Annotated in this window: 30 protein-coding genes, 1 tRNA gene and 2 riboswitches; of the genes, 21 read left to right on the forward strand and 10 right to left on the reverse strand. The window is 42.5% G+C overall.

Features of this window, described 5'->3' with window-relative positions; all coding sequences use genetic code 11:
* Positions 1-7: 7 nt before the first annotated feature.
* Positions 8-901, forward strand: a complete 894-nt coding sequence (locus ACTJJD_RS11130) for an RluA family pseudouridine synthase (RefSeq protein WP_440599939.1) — start codon at positions 8-10, stop codon at positions 899-901.
* Positions 902-941: 40 nt separating this feature from the next.
* Here the strand turns inward: ACTJJD_RS11130 and prpE are convergent, their stop codons facing one another.
* Positions 942-1,685 carry a bis(5'-nucleosyl)-tetraphosphatase PrpE gene (gene prpE, locus ACTJJD_RS11135; protein WP_440599891.1) on the reverse strand — a complete coding sequence of 248 codons (744 nt, stop codon included), beginning with the start codon at positions 1,683-1,685 and terminating at the stop codon, positions 942-944.
* A gap of 160 nt (positions 1,686-1,845) precedes the next feature.
* On the opposite strand from prpE, the gene ACTJJD_RS11140 reads away from it, so the two are divergent.
* The 10 genes from ACTJJD_RS11140 (at position 1,846) to ACTJJD_RS11185 (ending at position 10,754) form a co-directional block, all read left to right on the forward strand.
* Positions 1,846-3,693 (forward strand): monovalent cation:proton antiporter family protein, encoded by a 1,848-nt coding sequence (locus ACTJJD_RS11140; RefSeq protein WP_046527497.1) that lies wholly within the window; start codon positions 1,846-1,848, stop codon positions 3,691-3,693.
* Positions 3,694-3,746: 53 nt separating this feature from the next.
* A riboswitch (TPP riboswitch) is annotated at positions 3,747-3,856 on the forward strand.
* A gap of 78 nt (positions 3,857-3,934) precedes the next feature.
* Positions 3,935-4,645: a thiaminase II gene (gene tenA, locus ACTJJD_RS11145; protein WP_440608390.1), complete on the forward strand. Its 711-nt coding sequence runs from the start codon at positions 3,935-3,937 to the stop codon at positions 4,643-4,645.
* A complete protein-coding gene (gene tenI, locus ACTJJD_RS11150; RefSeq protein ID WP_440608391.1) occupies positions 4,620-5,237 on the forward strand; it encodes a thiazole tautomerase TenI in 618 nt (205 codons plus the stop codon). The genes tenA and tenI overlap by 26 nt, the downstream gene beginning before the upstream one ends.
* Positions 5,221-6,333 carry a glycine oxidase ThiO gene (gene thiO / locus ACTJJD_RS11155; protein ID WP_440608392.1) on the forward strand — a complete coding sequence of 371 codons (1,113 nt, stop codon included), beginning with the start codon at positions 5,221-5,223 and terminating at the stop codon, positions 6,331-6,333. Before tenI ends, thiO begins: the two co-directional genes overlap by 17 nt.
* Entirely contained in the window at positions 6,330-6,533 is a 204-nt protein-coding gene (gene thiS, locus ACTJJD_RS11160; protein WP_017367025.1) for a sulfur carrier protein ThiS, read from the forward strand. The genes thiO and thiS overlap by 4 nt, the downstream gene beginning before the upstream one ends.
* Positions 6,534-6,537: 4 nt before the next feature.
* A complete protein-coding gene (locus tag ACTJJD_RS11165) occupies positions 6,538-7,305 on the forward strand; it encodes a thiazole synthase (protein ID WP_025207161.1) in 768 nt (255 codons plus the stop codon).
* Entirely contained in the window at positions 7,302-8,315 is a 1,014-nt protein-coding gene (locus tag ACTJJD_RS11170) for a thiazole biosynthesis adenylyltransferase ThiF (protein WP_017359662.1), read from the forward strand. Before ACTJJD_RS11165 ends, ACTJJD_RS11170 begins: the two co-directional genes overlap by 4 nt.
* 17 nt (positions 8,316-8,332) lie before the next feature.
* Positions 8,333-9,139 carry a bifunctional hydroxymethylpyrimidine kinase/phosphomethylpyrimidine kinase gene (thiD, locus tag ACTJJD_RS11175; protein WP_024720133.1) on the forward strand — a complete coding sequence of 269 codons (807 nt, stop codon included), beginning with the start codon at positions 8,333-8,335 and terminating at the stop codon, positions 9,137-9,139.
* Positions 9,140-9,288: 149 nt separating this feature from the next.
* A complete protein-coding gene (fabI, locus tag ACTJJD_RS11180; RefSeq protein WP_003211867.1) occupies positions 9,289-10,065 on the forward strand; it encodes an enoyl-ACP reductase FabI in 777 nt (258 codons plus the stop codon).
* A 113-nt stretch (positions 10,066-10,178) separates the two neighbouring features.
* Positions 10,179-10,754, forward strand: coding sequence for a CotO family spore coat protein (locus ACTJJD_RS11185; protein WP_047945549.1), 576 nt, complete (start codon positions 10,179-10,181; stop codon positions 10,752-10,754).
* A 37-nt stretch (positions 10,755-10,791) separates the two neighbouring features.
* Here ACTJJD_RS11185 and ACTJJD_RS11190 read toward each other — a convergent pair whose 3' ends face one another.
* From ACTJJD_RS11190 to ACTJJD_RS11210, 5 genes are all read right to left on the reverse strand, one after another.
* A complete protein-coding gene (locus ACTJJD_RS11190) occupies positions 10,792-11,235 on the reverse strand; it encodes a CotY/CotZ family spore coat protein (protein ID WP_008348434.1) in 444 nt (147 codons plus the stop codon).
* A 212-nt stretch (positions 11,236-11,447) separates the two neighbouring features.
* A complete protein-coding gene (locus ACTJJD_RS11195; RefSeq protein ID WP_008348432.1) occupies positions 11,448-11,939 on the reverse strand; it encodes a CotY/CotZ family spore coat protein in 492 nt (163 codons plus the stop codon).
* Between the two features lie 146 nt (positions 11,940-12,085).
* On the reverse strand, positions 12,086-12,571 hold the full coding sequence (locus ACTJJD_RS11200) for a spore coat protein (RefSeq protein ID WP_008348431.1): 486 nt from the start codon (positions 12,569-12,571) through the stop codon (positions 12,086-12,088).
* 88 nt (positions 12,572-12,659) lie between these two features.
* The gene (locus ACTJJD_RS11205; RefSeq protein WP_035392394.1) at positions 12,660-12,995 is read right to left on the reverse strand and encodes a hypothetical protein; all 336 of its coding nucleotides are present in this window, start codon (positions 12,993-12,995) and stop codon (positions 12,660-12,662) included.
* Positions 12,996-13,039: 44 nt separating this feature from the next.
* Positions 13,040-13,426 (reverse strand): spore coat protein, encoded by a 387-nt coding sequence (locus tag ACTJJD_RS11210; RefSeq protein WP_007498962.1) that lies wholly within the window; start codon positions 13,424-13,426, stop codon positions 13,040-13,042.
* 177 nt (positions 13,427-13,603) lie between these two features.
* On the opposite strand from ACTJJD_RS11210, the gene ACTJJD_RS11215 reads away from it, so the two are divergent.
* From ACTJJD_RS11215 to ACTJJD_RS11235, 5 genes are all read left to right on the forward strand, one after another.
* On the forward strand, positions 13,604-13,954 hold the full coding sequence (locus ACTJJD_RS11215) for a DUF1360 domain-containing protein (RefSeq protein ID WP_440608393.1): 351 nt from the start codon (positions 13,604-13,606) through the stop codon (positions 13,952-13,954).
* A gap of 71 nt (positions 13,955-14,025) precedes the next feature.
* Entirely contained in the window at positions 14,026-14,154 is a 129-nt protein-coding gene (locus ACTJJD_RS11220) for a hypothetical protein (RefSeq protein WP_008348422.1), read from the forward strand.
* Positions 14,155-14,238: 84 nt separating this feature from the next.
* Positions 14,239-14,460 carry a hypothetical protein gene (locus ACTJJD_RS11225; RefSeq protein WP_041507451.1) on the forward strand — a complete coding sequence of 74 codons (222 nt, stop codon included), beginning with the start codon at positions 14,239-14,241 and terminating at the stop codon, positions 14,458-14,460.
* 84 nt (positions 14,461-14,544) lie between these two features.
* Entirely contained in the window at positions 14,545-14,682 is a 138-nt protein-coding gene (locus ACTJJD_RS11230) for a YjcZ family sporulation protein (protein WP_008348419.1), read from the forward strand.
* Positions 14,683-14,818: 136 nt separating this feature from the next.
* Positions 14,819-15,076 (forward strand): stage VI sporulation protein F, encoded by a 258-nt coding sequence (locus tag ACTJJD_RS11235; RefSeq protein ID WP_008348417.1) that lies wholly within the window; start codon positions 14,819-14,821, stop codon positions 15,074-15,076.
* 16 nt (positions 15,077-15,092) lie between these two features.
* Here ACTJJD_RS11235 and ACTJJD_RS11240 read toward each other — a convergent pair whose 3' ends face one another.
* The gene (locus ACTJJD_RS11240) at positions 15,093-17,402 is read right to left on the reverse strand and encodes an ATP-dependent helicase (RefSeq protein WP_440608394.1); all 2,310 of its coding nucleotides are present in this window, start codon (positions 17,400-17,402) and stop codon (positions 15,093-15,095) included.
* Between the two features lie 126 nt (positions 17,403-17,528).
* On the opposite strand from ACTJJD_RS11240, the gene ACTJJD_RS11245 reads away from it, so the two are divergent.
* On the forward strand, positions 17,529-17,786 hold the full coding sequence (locus ACTJJD_RS11245) for a hypothetical protein (RefSeq protein WP_008348414.1): 258 nt from the start codon (positions 17,529-17,531) through the stop codon (positions 17,784-17,786).
* An 83-nt stretch (positions 17,787-17,869) separates the two neighbouring features.
* Here the strand turns inward: ACTJJD_RS11245 and ACTJJD_RS11250 are convergent, their stop codons facing one another.
* The 3 genes from ACTJJD_RS11250 to ACTJJD_RS11260 are packed head-to-tail and all read right to left on the reverse strand — an operon-like array spanning position 17,870 to position 19,619.
* Positions 17,870-18,304, reverse strand: a complete 435-nt coding sequence (locus tag ACTJJD_RS11250; RefSeq protein WP_008348412.1) for a GNAT family N-acetyltransferase — start codon at positions 18,302-18,304, stop codon at positions 17,870-17,872.
* Positions 18,305-18,310: 6 nt separating this feature from the next.
* Positions 18,311-18,826, reverse strand: coding sequence for a YjcG family protein (locus ACTJJD_RS11255; RefSeq protein WP_440608395.1), 516 nt, complete (start codon positions 18,824-18,826; stop codon positions 18,311-18,313).
* Positions 18,827-18,878: 52 nt separating this feature from the next.
* Positions 18,879-19,619 carry an esterase family protein gene (locus tag ACTJJD_RS11260; protein ID WP_035392388.1) on the reverse strand — a complete coding sequence of 247 codons (741 nt, stop codon included), beginning with the start codon at positions 19,617-19,619 and terminating at the stop codon, positions 18,879-18,881.
* A gap of 220 nt (positions 19,620-19,839) precedes the next feature.
* Positions 19,840-19,961, forward strand: a riboswitch (SAM riboswitch).
* Between the two features lie 79 nt (positions 19,962-20,040).
* On the opposite strand from ACTJJD_RS11260, the gene ACTJJD_RS11265 reads away from it, so the two are divergent.
* The 4 genes from ACTJJD_RS11265 (at position 20,041) to ACTJJD_RS11280 (ending at position 23,137) form a co-directional block, all read left to right on the forward strand.
* Positions 20,041-21,159: a methionine biosynthesis PLP-dependent protein gene (locus ACTJJD_RS11265; protein WP_008348404.1), complete on the forward strand. Its 1,119-nt coding sequence runs from the start codon at positions 20,041-20,043 to the stop codon at positions 21,157-21,159.
* The gene (metC, locus tag ACTJJD_RS11270; protein WP_125589033.1) at positions 21,156-22,334 is read left to right on the forward strand and encodes a cystathionine beta-lyase; all 1,179 of its coding nucleotides are present in this window, start codon (positions 21,156-21,158) and stop codon (positions 22,332-22,334) included. The genes ACTJJD_RS11265 and metC overlap by 4 nt, the downstream gene beginning before the upstream one ends.
* Positions 22,335-22,462: 128 nt before the next feature.
* Positions 22,463-22,535: transfer RNA gene (locus ACTJJD_RS11275), tRNA-Val, on the forward strand.
* Positions 22,536-22,669: 134 nt separating this feature from the next.
* Complete coding sequence (locus tag ACTJJD_RS11280; protein WP_440608396.1) at positions 22,670-23,137, forward strand: hypothetical protein; 468 nt, start codon at positions 22,670-22,672, stop codon at positions 23,135-23,137.
* Positions 23,138-23,147: the final 10 nt, after the last annotated feature.

The following is a 23,147-nucleotide window of genomic DNA, read 5'->3' on the forward strand; positions in this document are numbered from 1 at the left end:
GTTCTCGCTGGAATACTTTAAGATAAACAAAACCATATCAGCCAACGAAGAAGGCAGGCTGCTGAAGGACTACTTAATCTATCTTGGCATTTCAAAACGAATGCTGACAGATATTAAATTTGATGGCGGTGACCTTCTGATTAATGGAGAGCATGTGACCGTGAGATATGAGCTGCGCGAGGGAGACAGGCTCACCATTTTATTTCCCGAGGAAAAAGTGAGTGAAGGGCTAAAACCTACGGCCATTCCGCTTGATATTTTATTTGAGGACGAGCACGTGCTTGTGCTGAATAAAAAGCCGTATATCCCATCGATTCCTTCTCGAGAGCACCCTGAGCATAGTATTGCAAATGGGGTGCTTCACCATTATGCTGAGCAGTCCGTCCGGCTGACTGTCCACTTGGTGAACCGTCTTGATCGTGATACTTCTGGTGTCATGTTAGTCGCTAAACATCGCTTTGCACACAGCCTTTTATCAAAGGCGCAGAAAAAAGGGGAAGTCAAGCGAACGTATAGAGCCATGACACATGGCATGATCACGCAAAAGGAAGGAACAATTAGAGCAAAAATTGCTCGAAAAGGGGACAGCATTATTGAACGAATGGTAGATGAGTCTGGTCAGGAAGCCGTAACACATTATACAGTGCGGTCGGTACATACTCATTTAGACATGTCTGATGTGTCCCTCACCCTTGAAACGGGAAGAACTCATCAAATTCGTGTTCACATGCAATTCCTTGGTCATCCGCTTGTTGGAGATACGCTATATGGTGGAACAAGCGAGAGAATAGGCAGGCAGGCACTTCATAGTGAAACCCTTGTTTTTCCGCATCCGATAACAGGGGAGTCCATGACCTTTTCGGCTCCTTTGCCGGATGATATGACATTATTGCTTCAGTAAACAAGTAAACCCGGTCACCTGTCATGGTGGACCGGGTTTTTTATTGCGTGAAATGCTGAAATCTTGAATCATCATATGGCATAGATGAAGGAACAGATACGGTCTCAAGCTCTGGATATCTAAGAGCAGAGAGCTGGTGGCCAAAGACGCAGCCTGTATCAATGTTAACCGTTCTACCGATAAATCTTGGTTCTTTTACGGGTGTATGCCCGTACACAATCCATGGTTTTCCGTGATATTCCTTTGCCCAGTCCTTCCTGACAGGTCGACCATCCGGCCATGTTTCTCCGGTGACTGCTCCAAATAATAGATAAGACCTCATCTGTTTGTTCGGTTTTTTGCCAATATCCTTTTCCTTCATCGCTGCGTGTGCAATGATCAGTTCATTCGGAATGAGTACATCATAAAGCGGTGCCTTTTCAAATAATTGTTTAAATTCACGTGATAAAATGGTTTGTTCATCATGCGGCAGTTTTTTGATTTCGTTTACCGTTGTTTCAATGCCGTGCAGTAATTTTACGGGATTTCCTTTCAAATAGCGATACAGCTTAAAACAGTGGTTGCCAGGCACATAGCGGATGGCGCCCTTAGAATAGGCGTGTATGACAAATTGCATCACGGCAACTGATCGAGGGCCGCGGTCTGTTAAATCACCAACAAGGGCCAGTGTTCTCTTATCAGGGTGGACAGGTAGTCCGTGTTTGAGTTCGTATCCTAGTTTGCGTATGAGGGTAAGCAGCTCTTCGTAGCAGCCGTGGATATCGCCGATGATATCGAATTTCATAAAGGTTCCTCCTGATTTTTTCATCCATTTATCGGATATAAAGAAGTTTGAATTTTAGAAAATATAACGAATGGCTTTCATTTCATTTGGGCAATTGTTAGAATCAATGCTTTAACGTAAAACTTAAAAATTAAACATGAATGTTAGGAGGCTTTAGCCAATGGAGCATACATCTGTTTCATCACTCGTTGTCGTTATTATTGTAGCCTTTTTCACCCCCATTTTATTGCACCGATTTAAGCTGACCATCCCGGTCGTTGTCGCTGAAATCATCATGGGGCTCATCATTGGAAAAAGCGGTCTTCAACTAGTTGTTGAACACGACGCATGGCTAGATACGTTATCCATGCTAGGTTTTATTTTTCTTATGTTTTTAAGTGGACTTGAAATAGATTTTTCTTCTTTTGAATCAAAGAAGAAAGCGCGAGAACTACCAAATGGATTAAAAGAACCGAATACATTTAAAACAGCGACCATTATTTTTGTTGGCGTATTTTGTATGTCCTTTATCCTGTCTTATGCGTTTGTCCTTGCAGGATTTATTCAAAATGCCTTTTTAATGACGCTTATTATTTCCACCATCTCATTGGGTGTGGTAGTTCCTACCTTAAAAGAGGAAAAGTTGATGCAAACGAATATTGGTCAAATCATTTTGCTTGTAGCCGTTATTGCTGATTTGGTGACAATGATTTTACTTGCTGTGTTTTCCTCCATTTATGGCGATGGAACAGGGAACATGTGGTTGCTCTTATTATTATTTGCGGCAGGTATTCTTCTTTATTTATTTGGCCGGGTATTTAAGACAAAGTCCATTTTTCAGTCCATGTCAAAAGGAACGGTACAAATTGGGACAAGAGCCATCTTTACTCTCATTATAGTCTTAGTTGCCTTATCTGAATCACTCGGTGCTGAAAATATTCTTGGGGCTTTTTTAGCAGGTGTGCTTGTGTCTCTTCTTTCGCCTAATAAAGAGCTCGTACAGCAGCTGGACTCGTTTGGCTATGGCTTTTTAATTCCGATCTTTTTTGTGATGGTCGGTGTGGACCTGAATATATGGTCACTCTTTAAAGATCCAACCATCATGATCATGATTCCGCTGCTGTTTATTGCATTATTGCTTAGTAAACTCGTTCCGATTCTTTATTTAAAAAAATGGTATGACATGAAGAAAGTCATCGGTTCGGGTTTTTTATTAACCTCGACGTTATCCCTTGTCATTGCTGCTGCAACGATTGGTGAGCGGCTTGGTGTCATTGATCATAAAATGTCAGGAGCCCTTATTCTAGTCGCTGTGCTCACGAGTATTTTAACGCCTGTTTGGTTTAAGGCTTTATTTAAACAAGAACGTGAAACCAATCATAAAAAGCGTGTGACGTTTATAGGGGCGAATCAGCTGACGTTACCTGTGACGCTTGATTTGCATCAGGATGAATATGACATCCGTATTTTACACGTCTTTCAGGAAAATAAAGAAGCCTTGCTTGCTGACTCCATCTTTGAAGTTGAAGCGATTGAACAATATGACGATGATACGCTCAGGCAGGCTGGCATCGGGCAAGAGGATGTGCTTGTTGTGGCTACAGGCAGTGAAACGAAAAATAAGGAAATTGCTTTATTTGCAAAAGAAGAAGGGTCTAAACAAGTCATTGCAAGTGTCAACAAAGCGGAAGCCGAGCTGACATTAAAGGAAGCAGGGATCGATACCTTTTCTAACTTCTTATCATCTAAAACGGTGCTGAGGGCATTGATTGAAGCACCTGATGCGATTCGCTTGTTAACAAATGAGGATTCTTCTTTGTATCAAATTCAAATGAACAATCATCGGTATCATAATGTCATGCTGCGGGAATTTCCTTTTACCGGCGATTTGGTGTTTGTCCGTATTTTTAGAGGAATTGACAGCTTAGTGCCGCATGGGGATACGACGCTTAGAAGCGGTGACCGCGTGCTTGTGTCTGGCTCCCGGGAGTATGTGGCAGGACTTAGAGCCCAATTAGAGTTGCAATGAACCCTTGACCGATGAACAATTCCTGATTAAGATAGAGGTACAACAATATATGTTTGATCCACTAGGGGAGTCCTTTAAAAGGGCTGAGATAAAAGTATAGACTTTTAGACCCTCATTACCTGAACAGGTTCATACCTGCGTAGGGAAGTGGTGCGGTGTTTGACTATGCTTTTTACAAATTCCAAACCACTTTCCACGCGGAAAGTGGTTTTTTTATATGGAAAAACAGGAGGAGAGGAACATGACATTTTCGAACGAATGTAAAGAAGCAGCAGCTAGATGGTGGAATGGGAGCTTTACACACCCTTTTGTGAAAGGGATTGGTGATGGCACACTTTCACTCGATCGTTTCACTTATTATGTGATGCAGGATTCGTACTATTTAACTCATTTTGCAAAAGTACAGTCGTATGGAGCCGCCATTAGTGAGGACTTACATACGACAGGCAGAATGGCATATCATGCGCAGGGTACGTATGAAGCAGAGCTATCACTGCATAGAAAGTTCACAGAACTGCTCCAGATCTCTGATGAAGCGCTGGCAAAGTTTAAACCTTCTCCAACTGCTTATGCATATACCTCGCATATGTACCGATCTGTGAAAAGCGGTCGTTTTGAAGAAATTTTAGCCGCATTATTGCCGTGCTACTGGCTTTATTATGAGGTAGGAGAAAAACTGAAACAAACAACTCCTGACCATCCGATTTATCAAGAATGGATTTTGACATATGGCGGGGATTGGTTTAAAGAGCTTGTTTTTGAACAGGTGAACCGTTTTGATGAACTTGCAGAAAAAGCGCCAGAACATGTGCGGGCTAATATGAAAGAAAATTTCGTGATTTCGAGCTATTACGAATACCATTTCTGGGAGATGGCGTATGAAAAAGAAATGTGGCAGACAGCATGCTTAGATGGGGTTGGTGCAAATGGAACTCCACGCAGTGACAAATGATACGCTTCCTGTCAGGGAGCTCATCAAGCAAATAAAAGACATTGCGTCTGAAGTAGACTTTATTCATATTCGTGAACGATCGAAGGCAGCAGGTGAGCTGGTTCACCTCGTGAAACAACTTCTAGCAGAAGGTGTTCCGAAAGAAAAGCTGATTATCAATGACCGAGTTGACGTTGCGCTGCTGACCAATATTCACCGGGTTCATCTTCCTGGACACAGCTTTTCGCCAAAGGAATTAAGACAAAAATTTCCTCACCTCTATGCGGGGGTATCGGTTCATTCGATAGAAGAAGCCAAAGCAGCAGAGAAGAACGGGGCAGAGTATGTCATGTTTGGACATGTGTATGATACCGCATGCAAACCCGGACTTCAGGCGAGAGGCATAAAGATTGTGGAAGACATGACTTCTGCGCTGTCCATTCCAGTCGTTGTCATTGGTGGAATCACACCAGAACGACTGCCAGAATTGATGCATGTTGATTTAAAGGGAATAGCCGTCATGTCGGGGATTTTTGCTCATCCTCAGCCGCGCAAAATGGCGCAAACATTTTCTAAAAAGCGAAAGGAGAATCCTTATGAACAAGCATTATGATGTTGCAATCATTGGTGGTGGAATCATAGGGATGTCGATCGCTTATCACCTTGCAAAAGCAGGAAAGCAGATTGTCTTATTTGAGGCAAATGAGATCGGGAAGCAAACGACGAGTGCGGCTGCTGGCATGCTGGGTGCACATGCTGAAGGAGAAGGTGATGAAGATGTTTTCTTTCAAGTAGGCAGACAAAGTCAGGCTTTATATGAAAAATTAACAGTCGACCTTCAGCATGAATCGGGCATTGATATTCGGACATCAGTGGGCGGAATTATGAAGGTGGCTTTTACAGAACAAGAAAAGCGTGCGCTTTGCCGGATGCAGCATTTGCCCACATTTGAATGGCTTGAAGCAAGCAGCGTAAAAGAATGTTTGCCTCAAATTGCAGATGACATCTTAGGAGCAGGATTGATAGAAGATGATGTACATGTCGAGCCATATGCGGTATGCAGGGCTTTTTGGCAGGCGGCTGTTCGGCACGGAGCGGATGTGAAGGAGTTTACCCCTGTTATCGATGTGAAGAGGGGAAAAGAAACATTGACAGTCAGTACAGCTAAAGGCATCTTCACATGTGATCATCTGACTGTAGCAAGTGGTGTATGGTCAGGCCGTTTTTTAGAAGAACTGGGTTTATCACATTCTCTCTATCCCGTAAAAGGAGAATGCGTGTCTGTTTGGAATAACGGTCCAGCGCTTGCACACACCATCTATCATGATCATTGTTATATCGTTCAAAGGGATAGCGGTAAGCTAGTGATTGGTGCAACGATGAAGCCGAATGACTGGCAGGCCATTCCGACACTTGGCGGTATTGAAGCAGTTATTCACAAAGCATCTCAGCTCATGCCTTCTATTCGAGAGATGCCGATTGATCAATGCTGGGCAGGTCTTCGGCCAGCGACAAGCGACCGGCACCCCTATATCGGAAAACATCCAGAAGACGAGCGTATTCTTTTTGCAACGGGACATTACCGAAATGGCATCTTACTTGCGCCAATTACGGGGGAAATCATTCGCGGCTTAATAGCGGGCGAGTCTGTTCACAAGGAATGGCTTCATGCGTTTCGTATTGGGCGAAAGGAGGCATTGTTCGTATGAAAATTCAATTGAATGGAAGAATGGTTGATTTCGATAAGGAAAATGGCACGATTTTTGATCTGCTATCAGCCTATCAACTTGAAAACCGAGTGGTGATCGTTGAAAAAAATCAAGAAATTATAGATAAAGAAGCCTTTCAACAGGTAAAAATTCAACCAAATGACACGATTGAAATCGTTCACTTTGTAGGAGGAGGATGACACCATGCTGCATATTGGCGGAAAAACATTCACATCTAGATTATTACTTGGTACAGGGAAGTACCCATCATTTGAAATTCAAAAAGAAGCTGTGAACGTATCAGAAGCAGAAATATTAACCTTTGCTGTGAGAAGAATGAACATTTTCGAAGCAACTCAGCCTAATTTTTTGGAACAGCTGGATTTATCTAAATATACGCTGCTTCCGAATACAGCTGGTGCAAGTACAGCAGAAGAGGCAGTTCGTATTGCTCGCTTAGCGAAGGCTTCTGGACTGTGTGACATGATCAAAGTAGAAGTCATTGGCTGTTCAAGGTCTCTTCTGCCAGATCCAGTCGAAACGTTAAAAGCATCTGAAATGTTATTAGAAGAAGGTTTTATCGTGCTGCCATATACGTCAGATGATGTGGTGTTGGCAAGGAAATTAGAAGAACTTGGTGTCCATGCCATTATGCCAGGTGCTTCTCCAATCGGTTCAGGTCAAGGGCTTTTAAACCCTCTGAATCTATCGTTTATTATCGAACAGGCAAAGGTGCCAGTTATTATTGATGCGGGTGTAGGTTCTCCGAAGGATGCTGCTTATGCGATGGAATTGGGCGCTGATGCTGTATTACTGAATACAGCCGTGTCTGGCGCAAAGGACCCTGTGAAAATGGCTAAAGCGATGAAGCTGGCGATTGAATCTGGAAGACTCGGGTTCGAGGCAGGCCGTATTCCACTCAAAAACTATGGAACAGCCAGCAGTCCGCAGGAAGGAATGCCAGCATTTTGAGCACACGTTATTCACGCCAAGAGCTTTTTAGGCCGATTGGAACAGAAGGACAAAAACGGCTACATGCCTCAAAGGCCGTCATTATTGGAGCTGGGGCACTTGGAACAGCGAGTGCTGAAATGCTCGTCCGTGCCGGTGTAGGATCTGTCACCATTTTGGATAGAGATTATATTGAATGGAGCAACCTGCAGCGTCAGCAGCTATACACAGAACAAGATGTTCTTGATCGGCTGCCAAAGGCTGTGGCTGCTGAGAAAAGACTCAAGCAGGTGAACAGTGACGTTCATGTGAGAGGAATCGTCATTGACGTGACCGCTCAAAATATTGATGAGTACGTCAGCGGGGCATCCATCATCGTGGATGCAGCGGATAATTTTGAGGTGAGAATGATTGCGAACGATGCAGCCGTCAAACATCAAATTCCGTTCCTTTATGGAGCCTGTGTAGCAAGCTACGGTATTCAATTCACAGTGATTCCTGGTGAAACACCATGTTTACACTGCCTGCTTGAGCATTTACCTGCACAAGGCATGACATGTGATACAGCAGGAATTATTAGTCCAGTAGTGCAGCAGGTTGCGGCCTATCAAGTGGCGGATGCACTGAAGCTTTTAACAGGACACCACATCACGCCGGTATTAAGATCGTTTGATTTATGGACAAACGAGCGATCTGATATTCGATCCGTTACGTCTTTAAAAAAGAAACAATGTCCAAGCTGCGGTCTTAAGACATATCCATTTCTCTCATATGATCAAAGAGCAAAAGCAGATGTATTATGTGGACGAAATACCGTACAAATTCGCAGTGCACTAGGGGCACCCCCAGCGCTGCATGAAGTAGCCCGTCAGCTAAAGAAAGCAGGAATGGATGTGCTGGAAAATCCTTATTTGCTTTCGTGTCAGAAGGATGAGTACAAGCTCGTTTTATTCAAAGATGGCAGAGCGCTTGTACATGGGACAAATGATATTGCGAAAGCGAGAACGATTTATCATCAATGGATTGGCTAATGAGAGGGTGAGATGACATGACGATTAAAAAAGCATTAACCATCGCAGGTACTGATTCTGGTGGTGGAGCAGGTATTCAAGCAGATTTGAAAACCTTTCAAGAGCTTGGTGTGTACGGAATGTCCGCCATTACGGCCATTACAGCTCAAAACACACTTGGTGTTCACGGTATTTATCCACTGTCTATCGAGGCGCTCGAAAGTCAAATTGATGCAGTAGCAGAAGACTTGTTGCCAGATGCCGCTAAAACAGGGATGCTGTGGAGTGCCGACATGATCAGTGTCGTTGCTGAAAAGACGAAGCAATATGATTTGAAACTAATTGTCGATCCAGTCATGATTGCCAAAGGCGGCGCTTCTTTATTAAATGAAGATGCGGTCTCTGCTATGAAAACACAGTTACTACCTGTCAGTTATGCAGTCACACCGAATCTCCCTGAGGCAGAAGTGCTGACAGGCATGCGCATTCAGACAAAAGACGATCGCCATAGAGCAGCAGAACGACTTTATGAGCTTGGCACGTCCTATGTGGTGATCAAAGGAGGTCATAGCCCTTCAGACGGCCTCATTACAGACCTTTTGTACGATGGAAAAAGCTTTTTTGAACTCAGTAATGAACATATTGATACACCACATACACACGGAACAGGCTGTACATTTGCAGCGGCATTAACGGCAGAAATAGCAAAAGGTCGTTCCATGAAGGAAGCCTTTGAAACGGCAGAAACCTTTGTCCATGAGGCGATCAAATTTCCTCTGAATATTGGCGCTGGGCACGGACCGACTAACCACTTTGCTTATCAGCAAAACAGAGTCAAAGCATAAAAAGAAGACTGTCTTCACTTGTGAAGGCGGTCTTTTTTCTGAAATAAAAACTTTCTTTCAGCGGAAATTGTCAATATCTCATGATTTGTGATAAGATTATGATCAGGTACTAATACTATGTCTTGAAAAAATAGGAGGCTTTAATACATATGAACTTTTCTTTAGAAGGCCGTAATATTGTGGTGATGGGTGTTGCCAATAAACGAAGCATCGCTTGGGGAATTGCTCGTTCACTTCACGAAGCAGGAGCTCGTTTGATTTTTACTTATGTTGGAGATCGTCTGGCAGAATCAGTGAAAGAGCTAGCAAGCACGCTAGAGCGTGATGATTCCATTATTCTTCCTTGTGATGTGACAAGTGATGAAGAAATCGAAAAATGTTTTGCAACGATTAAAGAAAAAGTACAAGTCATCCATGGTGTTGCACATGCGATTGCATTTGCGAACAAAGAAGAGCTTGTCGGTGAATATTTGAACACGAACCGTGAAGGTTTCCTTTTAGCGCACAACATTAGTGCCTATTCACTAACAGCAGTAGCAAAAGCAGCACGTCCGCTCATGACAGAAGGCGGAAGCATTGTCACACTTACTTACCTAGGCGGAGAGCGCGTTGTCTCTAACTACAATGTCATGGGTGTAGCAAAAGCAGCCCTTGAAGCAAGTGTGAAATACTTAGCAGCTGATCTTGGAGCGGAAGGCATCCGTGTGAACAGCATTTCTGCTGGTCCAATTCGTACGTTATCTGCAAAAGGAATCAGCGGCTTTAATACGATCCTGAAGGATATTGAAGAGCGTGCACCGCTTCGCCGTACAACGACTCCTGAAGAAGTTGGCGATACAGCACTATTCTTATTCAGTGATTTATCGCGCGGCATGACAGGTGAGAATCTTCATGTTGATTCTGGCTTCCATATCATTGCCCGCTAAACGAATAAATGATTTGCAGCATACCAATCACTGGTATGCTGTTTTTTATTTTTCTTCTGATTTGGGGTGTCCTCTCATATATATAAGGAATGAATCATTCGGGAGGGATCAGTATGTCAAATAAAGGTGATGAGAATCAAAAGCCGCTTATGTATATTGTTCAGCCGAGCTATGATGAATCAGCGCCGGCCATGCAAAATATTGTGAGAAAGCGCAAGAAGTCAGAAAAACCTTCAGAAACCAAAAAAAGCGCCAAAGAGGATGCAATCGAAGAAAGCGTGCAAGAACCTGTATCACAGGAAGTAAAGCAGAAAAAAGAAGAGCCGCCTGCGCTACAGCAAGAGCGGGAGATCAATCAAGAAAAAGATAATTCACAAAATCGAGAGCCAGTACAAGAACAAGAAAAACAGCCAGAAGGCGTATTTCATGAAACAAAAGAAGAACCAAGAAGAAAACGAGTGAAGAAGCCGTTAAGCCAAATGAATATCGAGGAGAAAGTCGATTTTCTTACAAGTCTGCCGCATAATATGCCGCGAGCGCTTTGCCTCATTGAAGCCGATGGAAAAACATACAGAGGAATCATCATGGAGAGAAAAGACAATATGGTCGTCATCCGCACAGCAGGCGGCGGTAATCCAGTGGAATTAGCGATTGGTGATATTTCTTCTATTCATCCACTTGGTTTTTAATGAACATAAAAAAAGTCCCATAACGGGACTTTTTTTGTTAGCAGCTACGGTTGATGAGTCTTGGATTTAAGCACTCGATTGCGCAGAAGCAGTCAAGGTCTACTTCAATGCAATATTTTGATTTTTCTAAACGGAACACATCACATACGGAATCTTTATCTGTAAAATCTAAAATATGACGATCTTTGTCAAATGCAATAAGCAAGCTGAGTGTTGCGCAGTGATCAGAGATGTGTTCGACTCTGAAAAATGCAGTGCTGAAGCAAGGGCCAGCATCTACTTCTCCGACGTTTCCGAATGCGACGAATGGTTTTGATTTTGAGGTAAATAGAACAAACGGGACAGTGTCACCTAATGAATGTGATGGAGAAAGGAGATTGCTGTAACAGCTGGTTGGGCAATCCTCTTCGACGGCATTTTGTAAGTCGTTTATGTTTTCAACAGCCTCTGCTACACAGTTCCATGAATGTTTGCGGCTCATATTCAACCCTCCTATACAAGGAAATTTGTTTGAGTGTTTGAGCACTGTCATCATCATCTATAAGCTTTATTATGTGTCTCGCCGGTTGATGCATCTAATGTCAATCAATGCGGAAGCGGCCGCCTTTTGCTGACTGCTCCGCATGATTGGTTGTCATTCGTGAGGAAGGGGATGCTTTGACTTATGACAAGATAGATGAGCGGGCGATTGGTTTAGCCGTGGTGATGATGCTTTTTATCTTTTGTTGGCATGACTCTGTCGACAAGTTCTGGATTTAAACATTGGATCGCGCAGAAACAGTTCAAATCAACTTCGATACAAAAGTCCGCTTTTTCTAAACCAAAGAAGTCAGGATCGCAAGGGTGACAAACGCTTAGCGTATGTCCGTGTACATCAACAGGTCTTAATACAGATAATGTGGCACAGCAGTCATGCAATTTTTCAACCCGGAAGAAAATGGATTCGAAGCATTGGCAATCGTCAACAAATCCTCCAATGTTTCCGAAAGTAGAGAACAATCCGCCCTTTTTATCAAAAAGTAAAAACGGAATCGTATCTTTTCCAGAAACTGTCGGGCTTAATAAATTACTGTAGCAGCTCGTAGGACATTTATCTTCTACAGCTTCCTGCTCTGCTAAAATCTTATCAACCGCATCGCATACACAGTTTTCATCATGTCGGCCATGGTGTTTTCCGCAGCTCATGGATTTCAGCTCCTTTAACAAGGTATTTGACTTTAGTCCTTAACAACATATGTATGCGCCCTCTAGTTGGTGTGGGTAAATGACTATTTATCTTTGTTGTATTTTTAGAAAAGGAAAAGCAGAGCTTTTCGCTCTGCTTTTGTACATTAGAGGATACCAATTGCAACGATCGTCGCAACAAGTGTCTGTGTAAGCGTTTGGATGGCAATAGAGATGTCCGCATCGATTGTAGAGACTGTAACGTTTCTAGAGTTTTCGATGACAAGTTTCTGGCGATTTGTTTGTTTGTGGCTAGCTGCTTGCAATAGATCTTGAGTGACGCGGTCAGCTAGGTCACCATCAGCGATTGAGATGTTTGTAATGGTGATGATCGCTGTTTGAACAGCTGCTTGGATAGATGCTGCAACCTGTGCATCAACAGAAGAGACGTTAATGTCACAAGAATCTCTAACGATAATGACTTCCTCAGATGTCTGCTTTGTTACACTCACTTGATCAAAGTCTTGTAAAACATCTTCATCATCATAATAGTGGCCGTCACAAACTGCTTTTCTTTCGTAGTTATGATGGTAATCGCCGTGGTGTGTACAGTTGCGATCTAGAGCGACCCAAGAGTATGGTTTAGAATCCATTTCTTTTCCTCCTTCCGTTTACTTTATTAAATGCTGGAATGATTGGTTTTGTCTCGGGCATTTATCCTAGCAGGCAACCCATTTTTATTTAATCGTTATTTTGCTGTGCTTGACGACGCTGCTGGATACGTTCTCGAAGTGAATTTCGTTTAGGGCGCACTTGTGGTTCAGGCTCGACCTCTTCTGCATGTTTTGCTGCCTCTGCCTGACGCTTTTTCTCCTGCTGCTGCTGTACGAAATCATCTGCTTTCTTTTGTAAATCCTGAACCAGCTTCAAAATCATCCTTCTTTGATCTTCTGAAAGGTTTGCTTTCTGATCATCTGTGACATTATTTTTGTTTAAAATATCACTCACAAGAAGGCTTGTTAATGGATCAACATCAGTGTTGATTTGAAACTCCTTTTTTTCGTTCTCTTCAGCCACGATTATTTCACCTCTTTCATACATGATGTTAGAAAAAGAAAGGGTCAAAGAATGCCGGCTTCAACTAAAAGTACATTCAGTGTTTGAGTGAGAATTTGTACGGAGTTCATAATGGATGCATCAGATAATGTAATCGTGACGTTATAACAATTGATGATTTGAATCACTGTTTTCTTTTGAACTGTCACTTGTTGTGCAGCTAAAAGCTGTTCTGTGATGTCTGCAGCCAATTCATCATCTGGTACAAGAATTTGAATTAAAAGAGTAATGATTGTCGTTACGGTCGCTTGAAGGGAGAGTGCGGCTGTTACATCTGTTTTATGAATCGTGACATTTTCGGAATCCTTGATCTCGATGAAATCATCATAATTGCTGATTAATTCGTTTAACAGTTGTGTGTATAATAAATCAGCACTTTCTTCAATAGACAATACTTTCACTCCTTTCTTATCTATACATTATTTAATGCAGCAGAGGCTCAAGGTGGAATCGGAAAGCATGAAAAAGTACAACCCAATTTTATTTGCACCCGATTCATCATGGCGGTCTTTCTTTTTGCATATATAAAGAAAGGACGGAAAAAGAAGAATGAAGGAGGTGGAGGTTCCATGAGCGGCGCTTTGTCATTTGCTATATTTGCCCTCGCATCCTTTAGGCTGACGAGATTGATCGTGTTTGATACGATTACAGCCCCCTTTCGCCGTCTATTTCATGAAGAGCAAGAAGAGATAAACGAACAAGGTGAAGTCGAGACCTATATCGTCATTAAGGGGAAGGGACTGCGATCTTGGATAGGAGAGCTGTTAAGTTGTTATTGGTGTACGGGTATGTGGTGCACTGCTGCTTTACTTGCGATATACATATTTTTTCCTGTCATCAGCATGTGGCTTAATTTACTATTAGCGATTGCCGCCGCAGCAGGCTTGATTGAAGCAGTCGTGTCGAAGCTTGTGAAATAAACAGGCATTCTGATCAGACACGCTTAAAGAAAATGCATATACTAACATGGAATAGGAAAGGAAGGGTTGCGATGAAACCAACTGAAACACCGTCACATATGCTTCAAGGGTATCCAGCGCAGTCAAATCAACAATCTGTATATACGAAGAAAATCAAGAAGACGGGCTGCGGCTGCGGGAAGAAAAAGAAACCTCAATAGGGAAAAACAAAAGCCGGATTTATCCGGTTTTTTTGTTGCCCTTTTTTTGGGTGATGCATATGTAAGAGAGAAGGGGTGACCAGAATGGATGCATTCGAACAATTAATCGGTTCCTTGTTCACTAAACCCCATGATGGGAAAGAGCAAGCGCACGAAAAAGCTGAAATGGATCTAGCGAATAAAGCGAAGGATCTTGAAGAGCACTTAAAAGTATTTGGCGAGAAAATGGATACTTTTGCGAAAGAAACAGAAGCATTCATGATCCGTCATGGAGAGGCAGATTACGTCTTTAAACAGCAGAAATAAAAATTCCGCACTTTTTTATGTGATCGTCCAAACCATTTCATGTATTTTTCATATTTTGTAAGGGAGAAGAGGAGGTGCTTAAATATGAGTTGTTACGGTTACGGTGGCGGTTATTGCGGAGGTTATGGCGGCGGCTACGGCGGCGGTTATGGTTCAACTTTTGTTCTTGTCGTCGTGCTTTTCATTCTTCTAATCATCGTTGGTGCTTCTTTCTTTAACTAAACAGTAAGAAGGTGAGGGAAGCAATAGGGAAGCCTTTTGCTTTCCTTTCTCTTTGCTAACAAGGCAGCAGGATAGGCACATATCTCGCCTATTTTCATATAGTAAGGTGATTACTCCACAAAGAGGAGGCAAAGGAATGGATAATAAGTTCTTTAAAAGTGTGGAAAATAAAACAGGTGTAAATATGAATGATGTCTTTAAGCTTGCAGGTTCTTTGCAAAACGCGAACTTTAAAGATGAGAATACCGTTCGAGGTGTCATTAAAAAAGTGGCGCAGCTTGCAAACAAACGTGTACCTAAAGAAATGGAAGACAAAATCGTTCAATCGATTACAAGTGGAAAAGAAAAGCTTGATTTTAATACAATCGCTAAAATGATGAACAACAAAAAATAAACAACAGGCTCTCCATTTAAAGGGGGGCCTGTTGTTTTTGTGTGAATAATTCACGATTTTTCTTTAAAAGAGGGTACAAAAAGCGGGAGCGGTGAGCCGTTTTTCCTCTTCTATATGATGGAACGGATAGATAAAGGGATAGTTCTGCTCTCGTCATGGCAACGTATAATAAGCGCCGCTCCTCTTCAATGGCTTCTTCATCACCGCTTCTCAGCTCATCAAGTGCAAAGTCATGAGGGAGCGCCCCATCAACCACGCTCGTGATGTACACTGTTTGGAATTCTAGTCCCTTCGCACGGTGGATCGTCATGAGCTGAACGCCTGGTTCATCTGATTTTTCCTTTTCAGCAGATTTCATATGTTCGGCATGAGCGAGGAAGGCTTCAATTGTTTCAAAACGTTTCGCCGCTGTTTTCACATCTCGTACATCATCTGTTCCTTTTTCAAGCACATTCGTATCATTCACACGTTTTTTTAAATAATCACCAAGTCCCATCCTTTGTTCAATAAACGCTACAGCTTCAGATGGCTTTAACGATTTTAACGTACGAAACAGGGGAACGATCGATTGCAGTTTTTTGCGCTGAAACGGCTGAATGTCTGTTAGCTTTCCAAGTGCCTCTACCATAGAACAATCTTCCGTAATGGTCAGCGCCTTCATGGTATTCAGTGTTTGCTGCTTTAAAAAGAAAACGGGCAGCAGCAGCTTCATTGCGGCGACATCATCTGCATCCTGACTTAGCGAAAGAAAAGCGAGCAGCACCCGAACAATTCTTCTGCTATAAAAGGCTTTTACGCCAGCATCGGTTTGATACGGAATCGCCGATTGATGAAGACGTTCATAAATCGCACGGCCTCCTGTATTCGTTCTAAACAGCACGCAAAAGTCATTCGGTTTTGCACCGTTTTTAATTTTCTCCTGAATATCTGCTACGATCATGGTCGCTTCCTCTTCCTCGTCATATGGATAAAAAAGAGTCGGCGGAATTTTCTCCACGCGAACGGCTTTTAACGTTTTCTCGTAACGATGCTGGTTCTTCTTAATAATGGCGTCTGCACTTGCGACAATCGTATGATGAGAGCGGTAATTTGCATGTAAATGGACGATCTCGGCCGAAGGATAGTCCTGTTTGAAGTCAAGAATAAAAGCAGGATTGCTTCCTCTAAATGCATAGATGGCTTGATCATCATCGCCTACACAAAATAGCTGCTCGGATTCTCCAGCTAAAAGCTGGATTAATTGATATTGTACGGGATTAATATCTTGAAATTCATCTACTAAAATATACTTGAATCGTTCTTGATATTGTTTGAGCAATTCAGGCTGCTTAGTCAGCATGTGTAAGCAGGCAATCGCCATGTCATCAAAGTCAAATTGTTGATTTTCACGCTTTTGCTGTTCGTATGACTGATAGATTGTCCACATTTGCTTTTCTTTTTCATCTTTCAGCTCAGGAAGTTCGTCTGGCAAAAAAGCATTTTTCCAATAGCCGATTGATTGCAGCACTTGATCGGTTGGATAGTCTTTTTCATCAAGTCCTTCATGCATGATTGCTTTTCGAATATACTGCTCTTTTTGCCAGTCGAATTTAATCAAATGCTGTCCGTTCCATTTGCCCCGATCATCGTGAAGCAGCATTTTATAAAATAGACTGTGGAATGTGCCTGTCACAACTTGGCTCGCCTGTGATGGATGAAGCTGATACTGCATACGCAATCTTTCTTTCATTTCACTGCTTGCTTTTGTGGTGAAGGTCACGAGCAGGATATGGTGAGCAGGGATTTGATGGTGCGACATCAGATAAGCAGCTCTTGCTGTCAGTACCCTTGTTTTCCCGCTGCCGGCGCCAGCCAGCACAAGCATCGGACCGTCTTTGTGTGTGACAGCTTGAAGCTGCGGTGCGCTAAAGGTGATGTGTGGAAAGAGGTCAATGGTATGGACTTCTTCATTCTTTTCTAAATGAAAGGTTTCGCCAAATTGAATGGACCGTGGTTCCTGCCAGTCATCCGATTCTTCTGTTTGTGAGATGATCTGTTTGCCGGTTGGAAAGCGAAAGCCGCCAAGTTCTTTGTAGGATGCATGTACCTCTCGTTCAGCCGGTTTCTTTTCCTCTTGTTGTTCTCTTTTTTCGCAAATCTCTTGCTGAGATATTTGCTTATGGATAAAGGCAGGTTCTTCATGTATATTTAATCTAAAAAAGACGGGTTGTCCGCAATATGGGCAAGATAAATGCCCTTTTTTCCCCTCATCATGGAGGAATTGATAGTGTTCTCTCGAATATGTATGTAATGAGATCGTTCGATCATGTCGTCGTGCGCATTTCAAAGCTAGTCCTCCAATAGTCAATCAATGTTAAAAAGAAACACATCTAATCATATCAAATGAGGCGTGTTTCAAACAGTCATAATTAGGGAATAGTAGAGTAGAAGAGAAGCAAAGGAGGCGTTCTTGATGGGATATATAGCCCCGATTCAGCCGGATCTGTATTTTCAATATATCAATCGTCCTGCTCCTCAGGATAAAGAAGACTATGCGAAAGTGACGAAGGTCACCCGCACCTTTCATGACAAGGTATACAGAGAGCTGGAGAAAAAAGAGGACTTAGTGACAGAAGCGGAAACGAAAGTACAGCAAAAAAAGCGGGAACGCTTTGTACGAGATATGTTTATGGAAGAAGGCAAGGGCGTTCATATCAATACTTACGTCTAAATGACTGCGCTTTCTTCCTGAGCGAACGAGATGGAATCAATAAAAAGCCAGAGCATCCATGATGCCCTGGCTTTTTATTTTCGTTAAACGGATAGTGTTTTTGTCATTTTGACATGTGTAATCCCTGCTTCTTCAAACGGTTCTGAAACGGCTTTGTAGCCTTTCTTTTCGTAGAAGGGAAGAGCTTGGACTTGTGCATGCATGACAGCTTCTTTCGCCCCGTTTGCCATCGCTTCAGACTCAAGTGCTTCTAAAAGCTGGTGGCCAAGACCGAAAGAGCGCGCCTCTTTTAATACACAAATTCGTTCAAGCTTTGCCTTATGACCTTCAATTATGCGCAGTCTAGCAGCAGCTTGTGGTTTGTTGTCATCATTATAAATGACAAAGTGAATGGCTTCGTCCTCAAGTTCATCAATTTCGATCTCTAACGGGACTTCTTGTTCTTTTACGAAAACTTCTTTTCGAACATAATAAGCATCTTCTCGTTGTGTTTGTTCTTTTACGATGACTGTATTCAAATGTCTTTAACCCTCTTCTCCTAAGATAAATGTTTCATAAACGGTCCAAGAACCGTTCTCTAATTGATATAAAAGATGGAAGCGGTCAACCGTTTCCTCGTGGTCAATTTTTCTCAGCTTCAATGTGCCTAGAACGTCTGAATGCTCATCGTCTGATAACTTTTGAGCCACTGTCACATGCGGAACAAACGCATATTCAGGTGTACCAGCAAGCGGATCAGTGTACAACCTCTCATTGAGAGCCATTAATTCTTCGTTCGGTTCTACTTTCATATAAATCACGTTGTTTACAGGAGCGAATGAACTGAATTTTTTAATACGTAACGTAATAGGAGAAGCATTTTTTGCGTACTCTCGCAAGGTGGAGACGACCTCAGCTGCTTCTAGATCCGTTAATTCAAAAGGTGTTCTTAATGTTAAATGAGGTGGTATGAGTGCATAGTTCGGATCATAACGTTTCCGATAAGAGTTCGCAATGTCTTGCAATTTTTTTGATGGAAATAAAACAACTCCGTATTTCATCATGTTCCCTCCTGATTAAGAAAGTATTTATTATTTTTTATTATAACAAAATTCAGTTGATTAACGAATATGGGAGCATTCTTTTTAACGAAGGTGAAATGAGCGGCTGCCAAAACGTCCATTTATGATCGCCTTCGAATGTCTCAAATAAATAATCCGCACCGGACTTCTCCAAAAGGACCTTTAATTCTTCGTTCGGCTGAATAAAGTCTAGTACTTGCCCATCTGTCGTTTTCACAGCTGTTTCTTCTAACCCGATTTGATGGATAATGGCATAATGAGCAAGGGATGATGACTGTTTGACTGCTTGCAGAACCGACTCATCCACGTAAGGAGACTGCAAAATCAGTCCGCCAAATAACGAAGGATAATCAAGGGCTGTCATAAGTGAGATCGTAGCACCTAATGAATCACCAATAAATGTACGACCTGATCCAACTTGATACGTTGGATAGTGTTCATCAATATAGGGAACTAGTTCATTTGCCAAAAAGCGTTTATACGCCTCGAACTTTGGTCCGTCTGGATGATACGTATTTCGCCTTTCAGTCACATTTTCATATGGGACACCAATGATAATCGAGCGTTCCATTTCTTTGTTTTGCATTAATTCTTCCGCTTGTCTGCCTATTTTGCCTAAGCGGAAATAATCATGACCATCTTGTGCAATGATGACATGATATGTATAAAGGGGGGAGTAATTGACTGGTAAATAAATTAAAATGGTCATATCTGCCCCAAGTTCTTTTGACTGTAAGGTTTCTTCTTGAATGATGCCTGTTTTCTTCACCATAATCCATTCCTCCAGCTAACCAAATTCATCATAAGTGAAACGTTTCCATTCATTGTAACACGAAAAACAGCGTTGTTCCTATATGCTAACATGCAATCAAATTGGCTGACATCCAATCTGCTGCAAAATACAGAAAATTTTAATTAATCGTTACATTTCCCCTTGAAAAATGAGGTTTAATGCGTTACAGTATTAAGAATTAGAACAGACAGACAACACATTCTTATCGTGAGAGGTGGAGGGACTGGCCCTTTGAAACCTCAGCAACCGGTATGCATCACTTCATGTGATGTACCAAGGTGCTAAATCCAGCAAGCAGCTTTTTTGCTTGGAAGATAAGAGGAAGCGATTAAACCCCTTCTTCTTATGAAGAAGGGGTTTTTCTGTTTTGAAATTAGATTTTTACTTAGGATGGTGTCAAATGACAGAACATGTGGAAACGAAGTTGGCGCAAATTGGAAACCGCAGCGAAGAGGTGACTGGTACTGTCAGTCCTCCCGTTTATCTTTCAACAGCTTACAGACATAGAGGCATTGGGGAATCAACAGGATTTGATTATATTCGGACGAAAAACCCAACAAGGCAGCTTGTAGAAGATGCGATTGCTTCACTCGAAGAAGGAACGGCCGGTTTTGCCTTCAGTTCGGGAATGGCTGCTATCCAAACGATCATGGCGCTGTTTGAGAGCGGGGATGAACTCATTGTTTCATCAGATTTATATGGTGGTACATACCGTCTATTTGAAAACGAATGGAAAAAGTACGGACTGCGCTTTGTTTATGATGATTTTTCAGATGAAGACTGTTTACGCTCTAAAATGACGCCAAATACAAAAGCCGTCTTTATTGAAACGCCAACAAACCCACTCATGCAGGAAGCGGATATTCAAAAGGTTGCGAAAATCGCTAAAGAGTATGGTGCATTGGTCATTGTGGATAACACCTTTTATACGCCCGTCTTGCAAAAACCGATTACACTCGGAGCGGACATTGTCATTCATAGTGCAACCAAATATTTAGGCGGACATAACGATGTTCTTGCCGGACTTGTCGTCACAAAAGGGGAGCAGCTATCGGAAGACATGTTCCAGCATCAAAACGCCATCGGAGCGGTTTTATCTCCATTTGACTCATGGCTTTTAATGAGAGGAATGAAAACATTGGCGCTGAGAATGCGCCAGCACGAAGCTAATGCGAAGGAATTAGCTGACTTTCTAAAGCAGCAGCCGGAAATTCAAGATGTGCTTTACCCAGGAAAGGGAGGCATGCTGTCATTCCGAGTAGCCAAAGAGGACTGGGTCAATCCATTTTTGAAGCAGCTGAAAACGATTTGTTTTGCTGAAAGCCTTGGCGGAGTCGAAAGCTTCATTACGTATCCTGCAACGCAAACCCATATGGACATCCCAGAAGAGATTCGTATTGCAAACGGTGTGTGTAACAAATTGCTCCGTTTCTCAGTCGGGATTGAGCATGTGGAGGACCTAAAAGCAGACCTGAAACAGGCACTATCAAATGTGAAAGAGGAGGTACACACGAAATGACCACACACGATTGGACACTAGAAACACAACTCGTTCATAATGCGTTTAAAACAGACCGTTCAACAGGTGCAGTCAGTGTACCGATTCAACATGCATCGACGTTTCACCAAAGCAGCTTCGATGACTTTGGTCAATATGACTACTCCAGATCAGGCACCCCTACACGTCAGGCATTGGAGGATACCATTGCAGCGCTAGAAGGAGGAACGAGAGGGCTTGCCTTTGCGTCAGGTATGGCAGCCATTTCAACCGCTTTTCTTCTATTATCAAAAGGAGATCATGTCCTTGTCACAAGAGATGTGTACGGCGGGACTTTCCGAATGATCACCCAAGTTCTTTCAAGATTTGGGATTGAGCATACCTTTGTGGACATGACCAATTTGAATGAAGTGAAACAAGGCATTCAATCAAATACAAAAGTCATTTACATGGAAACACCGTCAAACCCTACACTCGGTATTACAGATATTGAAGGTGTCGTACAGATTGCGAAAGAACATGACTGTCTGACTTTCTTAGATAATACGTTTTTAACGCCTGCGCTTCAGCGTCCGCTGGACCTTGGTGTTGACGTTGTTCTGCACAGCGCAACGAAATTTTTAAGCGGCCACAGTGATGTACTGTCAGGCTTAGCCGTGGTGAAAGATGAGAAGCTAGGAGACGAACTTTATTCGCTGCAAAACTCCTTCGGCGCGGTGCTTGGCGTACAGGATTGCTGGCTTGTGCTTAGAGGATTAAAGACCCTTCAAGTCAGATTAGAAAAAGCCAGTCAAACCGCATTAGAACTGGCTACATTCCTAAAAGAACATCCTGCGGTCAAAAAAGTATATTACCCGGGATTAGATGATCACCCAGGGGCAGACATTCAGCGGAAACAGGCGAGCGGTGCAGGTGCTGTTCTTTCATTTGAACTAGAAAACCAAGCGGCTGTCAAAGAATTGGTCGATGGCGTCACATTACCTGTATTCGCCGTCAGCCTCGGAGCAGTCGAATCCATTCTTTCCTATCCGGCCAAAATGTCCCATGCCGCTATGCCAAAAGAAGAAAGAGAAAAAAGAGGCATCACGGATGGTTTACTTCGATTAAGTGTGGGCGTAGAAAACGGAGAAGACCTCAAAAGGGACTTCAAACAAGCACTAGATCAACTAAAGCCAGCTCTTGTGAACCAATCATAAAAGTCAGTGAAAAGCCGGTGCAGATACCGGCTTTGTGCCTTTTTTGAACAAAACCATTGACGTCTGACGATGATGGTTATATAATAGAGACTGTCAGTAACAGAAAGCCCAGAACTGATACATAACCCGATTCCGTAGCTCAGCTGGGAGAGCGCTACCTTGACAGGGTAGAGGTCGCTGGTTCGAGCCCAGTCGGAATCATATGAAAAGACGATGATACAGAGCCATTCTTGAGATAATCGAGAATGGCTTTTGTATTTCCGAAAGGTATAATTAGCAAATAAAAACCACACTGAAAAGTACAGTGTGGTCAATTTAATATGTCGTCAATTTGATTGGCTATCTGTTGGAAAGAGGCTTCAAATGCTCTCGGTTTTGTCGTTAAGGGTAATACTACTGGACAAAAAATCGCTCGTTTTAAGACTGGTGGATCAGTTGGTAAAGTACCAACTCAAGGAGCTTTAGCTGTAGTAGATGATGGAGAAATTGTCCCCAATAAACAAGACTCAGTTAACATGCTTAAAGCTGTAGAGCTGCTTAGAGAAACAAAGATAGAAGATCGAAGTATGGGTGCAATAGCAAAGAGCTACGAGTCAATACGAAGTATGTTTAACAATGTTGCTTCTTCAGTAGCAGTCGATAAACTTTCAGTTCCAGGATTTGAAGTGTCAAAGACTAAGGATGTTACCAACAATTATTCAGTGAATATGCACATTGATAAAATGGTTGCTGATGAAAAAGGGGCTGAAAAAGTTCTAGGGCGAATTGTAAATGGAGTAAAGCAAATGTGTGGAAGTTTTTAGTAGGTGTATA

Origin of the sequence: Bacillus sp. 22446 (assembly GCF_052044955.1) — a bacterium.
GTDB lineage: Bacteria > Bacillota > Bacilli > Bacillales > Bacillaceae > Bacillus > Bacillus altitudinis.

What these genes read in the sequence shown, in the direction of transcription:
- ACTJJD_RS11225 (WP_041507451.1), top strand. Translation starts at nt 14,239, where the DNA reads ATGGATGCATTCGAACAATTAATCGGTTCCTTGTTCACTAAACCCCAT.
- ACTJJD_RS11140 (WP_046527497.1), top strand. Translation starts at nt 1,846, where the DNA reads ATGGAGCATACATCTGTTTCATCACTCGTTGTCGTTATTATTGTAGCC.
- prpE (WP_440599891.1), bottom strand. Translation starts at nt 1,685, where the DNA reads ATGAAATTCGATATCATCGGCGATATCCACGGCTGCTACGAAGAGCTG.
- tenI (WP_440608391.1), top strand. Translation starts at nt 4,620, where the DNA reads ATGGAACTCCACGCAGTGACAAATGATACGCTTCCTGTCAGGGAGCTC.
- thiD (WP_024720133.1), top strand. Translation starts at nt 8,333, where the DNA reads ATGACGATTAAAAAAGCATTAACCATCGCAGGTACTGATTCTGGTGGT.
- ACTJJD_RS11190 (WP_008348434.1), bottom strand. Translation starts at nt 11,235, where the DNA reads ATGAGCCGCAAACATTCATGGAACTGTGTAGCAGAGGCTGTTGAAAAC.
- ACTJJD_RS11220 (WP_008348422.1), top strand. Translation starts at nt 14,026, where the DNA reads ATGAAACCAACTGAAACACCGTCACATATGCTTCAAGGGTATCCAGCG.
- tenA (WP_440608390.1), top strand. Translation starts at nt 3,935, where the DNA reads ATGACATTTTCGAACGAATGTAAAGAAGCAGCAGCTAGATGGTGGAAT.
- ACTJJD_RS11260 (WP_035392388.1), bottom strand. Translation starts at nt 19,619, where the DNA reads ATGGTGAAGAAAACAGGCATCATTCAAGAAGAAACCTTACAGTCAAAA.
- ACTJJD_RS11195 (WP_008348432.1), bottom strand. Translation starts at nt 11,939, where the DNA reads ATGAGCTGCGGAAAACACCATGGCCGACATGATGAAAACTGTGTATGC.
- fabI (WP_003211867.1), top strand. Translation starts at nt 9,289, where the DNA reads ATGAACTTTTCTTTAGAAGGCCGTAATATTGTGGTGATGGGTGTTGCC.
- thiO (WP_440608392.1), top strand. Translation starts at nt 5,221, where the DNA reads ATGAACAAGCATTATGATGTTGCAATCATTGGTGGTGGAATCATAGGG.
- ACTJJD_RS11255 (WP_440608395.1), bottom strand. Translation starts at nt 18,826, where the DNA reads ATGAAATACGGAGTTGTTTTATTTCCATCAAAAAAATTGCAAGACATT.
- ACTJJD_RS11165 (WP_025207161.1), top strand. Translation starts at nt 6,538, where the DNA reads ATGCTGCATATTGGCGGAAAAACATTCACATCTAGATTATTACTTGGT.
- ACTJJD_RS11265 (WP_008348404.1), top strand. Translation starts at nt 20,041, where the DNA reads ATGACAGAACATGTGGAAACGAAGTTGGCGCAAATTGGAAACCGCAGC.
- ACTJJD_RS11245 (WP_008348414.1), top strand. Translation starts at nt 17,529, where the DNA reads ATGGGATATATAGCCCCGATTCAGCCGGATCTGTATTTTCAATATATC.
- ACTJJD_RS11215 (WP_440608393.1), top strand. Translation starts at nt 13,604, where the DNA reads ATGAGCGGCGCTTTGTCATTTGCTATATTTGCCCTCGCATCCTTTAGG.
- ACTJJD_RS11200 (WP_008348431.1), bottom strand. Translation starts at nt 12,571, where the DNA reads ATGGATTCTAAACCATACTCTTGGGTCGCTCTAGATCGCAACTGTACA.
- metC (WP_125589033.1), top strand. Translation starts at nt 21,156, where the DNA reads ATGACCACACACGATTGGACACTAGAAACACAACTCGTTCATAATGCG.
- ACTJJD_RS11185 (WP_047945549.1), top strand. Translation starts at nt 10,179, where the DNA reads ATGTCAAATAAAGGTGATGAGAATCAAAAGCCGCTTATGTATATTGTT.
- ACTJJD_RS11235 (WP_008348417.1), top strand. Translation starts at nt 14,819, where the DNA reads ATGGATAATAAGTTCTTTAAAAGTGTGGAAAATAAAACAGGTGTAAAT.
- ACTJJD_RS11230 (WP_008348419.1), top strand. Translation starts at nt 14,545, where the DNA reads ATGAGTTGTTACGGTTACGGTGGCGGTTATTGCGGAGGTTATGGCGGC.
- thiS (WP_017367025.1), top strand. Translation starts at nt 6,330, where the DNA reads ATGAAAATTCAATTGAATGGAAGAATGGTTGATTTCGATAAGGAAAAT.